The organism is Pseudomonas floridensis (genome assembly GCF_002087235.1).
Taxonomy (GTDB): Bacteria; Pseudomonadota; Gammaproteobacteria; order Pseudomonadales; family Pseudomonadaceae; genus Aquipseudomonas; species Aquipseudomonas floridensis.
The window spans coordinates 1-1,587 of sequence record NZ_MUIO01000179.1 but is presented as its reverse complement, the minus strand read 5'-3'; the positions used below and the strand labels follow the sequence as shown (position 1 = coordinate 1,587).

3 protein-coding genes are annotated in these 1,587 nt (G+C 57.9%); 2 read left to right on the top strand and 1 reads right to left on the bottom strand.

Features of this window, described 5'->3' with window-relative positions; genetic code table 11:
- Positions 1-226, top strand: a 226-nt coding sequence (locus BZK31_RS27740) for a response regulator transcription factor (RefSeq protein WP_167378129.1), incomplete at its 5' end; no start/stop codon positions are given.
- Here BZK31_RS27740 and yegS read toward each other — a convergent pair.
- Complete coding sequence (gene yegS, locus BZK31_RS27735; RefSeq protein ID WP_083186377.1) at positions 210-1,130, bottom strand: lipid kinase YegS; 921 nt, start codon at positions 1,128-1,130, stop codon at positions 210-212. The genes BZK31_RS27740 and yegS overlap by 17 nt on opposite strands.
- An 85-nt stretch (positions 1,131-1,215) precedes the next feature.
- Between yegS and BZK31_RS29930 the strand changes: the two genes are divergently transcribed.
- Positions 1,216-1,587 (top strand): hypothetical protein (locus BZK31_RS29930; RefSeq protein ID WP_208617247.1); only part of this gene is annotated, 372 nt, incomplete at its 3' end.

The following is a 1,587-nucleotide window of genomic DNA, read 5'->3' as shown; positions in this document are numbered from 1 at the left end:
CTCTGCGCTGCCGCAGGAAAAATACAACCTCACTGCTCGCCAGCTGGAAATCCTGCGCCTGATCGTGCGAGGCAAGTCCACCCGTGAAATTGCCGGCGGCCTGAACCTGAGCATCAAGACCGTTGAAACTCATCGCTCACAGATCATGAAGCGACTGCAAATTTTCGATGTGGCCGGTCTTGTGCTGTTCTGTGTGCGTGAGCGGATCATCAGTCTGGACGATTGAGCCGTGCGCTCGCTCCCAGGACTGGCGAATCGTCGGGCAAATGCACTTTCAATGCAGCCGGACGTGCGACAAAGCGCAGGTCCTCGCCAGACAGCGGTTCGCCATCCAGGTTGATATCCAGCCCCTGCGCCGACTTGAGTTCGACCCATGGCAGGCGCGCGCGGATGAACATGTTGTCGAAGCCCAACCCGCCTTCCAACAGACTTTTCAGCGTGCCGACCACTTCCTGAGGAGCCGGCAGGATGCTGACATCCAGCAGGCCATCATCGGCCAATGCCGTCGGACAAAGCACGTGCCCGCCTCCGGCCTGTCGACCGTTGCCGATGCCCAGCGCGAGAAGATCGCCGCGCCAGTGAAAATCCGGCCCGGTCAGTTCACCATGGGCGGCGTGCAGCTCACTGAAACGCGTCAGACCGGTAAATAGGTAGGCTGCGCCGCCAAGGACCTTTTTCAGGTCTTCGGAGGTATTAGCGGTGACCTGGCTGCCAAAGCCGCCGGTCGCCATGTTCAGGAACAGCTTGCCGCCCACTTCACCCAGATCGACGGCGCGCGGCGTGACGTCCATCAGTTCCAGCGCCTGACCGACTTCGAGCGGCACGCCGGCGGCTCTGGCGAAGTCATTGGCAGTGCCCAGCGGCAGAATGGTCAGACTGGCATCGGGCTGTGCCGCCTGCGCCAGCGCTTCGGCAATATCACGTAGCGTGCCGTCTCCCCCGCCCGCGATGATATGCCGGTGCCCCGCGGCCAGCGCCTCGTTGACCAGCCGCTGTGCATCACCTCCCTCCCAGGTCAGGCGCACATCCAGCTCCCAGCCCTGTCTGCGTTTTTCGGCCACACCATTGCGTACATCTTCATTGAGCGACTGTTTGCCGTGAAGAATGAGAATAGCCCTGCGTTGTGTCATGAAACCCCCTCTGGTGACCGGTACGAGTACCACGTATGAGTGACGCTTTTTGTTTGCCAGCGCCTGACTGCATTTGGCACAGCGCATGGTTGTGACCCCGGCGAACTCAAAAAAGCCCTTTCAGCTGAATATTTTTTTCGCCCGGTCGATAACCCGTTCACGCCCGGAAAACCGGGTGATTGATCGCTGGATGACGAGACGGGCGATGCGTGATGGCGTTTTCTCCTCACGGTTTTTGTTTCATGAGCTTTACTACAGCGAAGACCTTCATTCGAGGGTTATCACTCACAAACGATTGAATTTTCTTACGTTAAATGGCGAACCGGCCGATATACATAAAGTGGTATCCACAAATAGCAGGGCTAAAAACCGTCGGTTCGACAACTTATTGGCTACGCTTGAGCAAAATCCCTCACCAAGGTGTTTTTTTGACTCTGCGCTCCGACATCACAGTACA